The following is a 565-nucleotide window of genomic DNA, read 5'->3' on the forward strand; positions in this document are numbered from 1 at the left end:
CGCGGGCTCGTCGGCGGCGGCGTCCATCGCGGCCTGCGCGGCGGCGACGCCCGTGCGCCGCTCGAGGAACGTCCGCACGGACTCGTCGTCGCGCCGCTCGACCTCCTGCACGAGGTACCCGACCTGCGCGGTCGCGGGCGAGAGCTGCACCGACCCCGCCTCGGGCGCGCGCTGCCCGGCCAGGATCCGCAGCAGCGTCGTCTTGCCCGCGCCGTTGGGCCCGACGAGCCCCACGACGTCCCCCGGCGCGACCACCAGGTCCAGGCCCGAGAACAGCTCGCGGTCGCCGAACGCCGCGGCGACGCCACGGACCTGCAGGGTCGCACTCATGCCCCCATCCTGCCGGGCGGGCACGTCGGGACCCGAACGCTTTGTGTCGGCCCGGCCGGCGCCCACCACCGCACCGCGGGTCGTCACGCGTCACGAGACCGAGGTCCCGTGGCCCTCCCGGGCGCACCGGTAGCGTCGCCGCACCCCCCGTCGTCGTCGCGGAAGCGCAGGTGCACGCCATGCCCGGAACCGTCGGCCGCGGCCGCTCGATCCAGTCGGTCGACGACGTCCTCGC

1 protein-coding gene is annotated in these 565 nt (G+C 77.0%); it reads right to left on the reverse strand.

Translation table 11 applies throughout. The features are described from left to right. On the reverse strand, positions 1-330 hold a 330-nt coding region (locus G3I71_RS46045; protein ID WP_164324892.1), incomplete at its 3' end, for an ATP-binding cassette domain-containing protein. Positions 331-565 lie beyond the last annotated feature (235 nt).

It is taken from the genome of Streptomyces sp. SID12501, assembly GCF_010550245.1.
Taxonomy (GTDB): Bacteria; Actinomycetota; Actinomycetes; order Streptomycetales; family Streptomycetaceae; genus Streptomyces.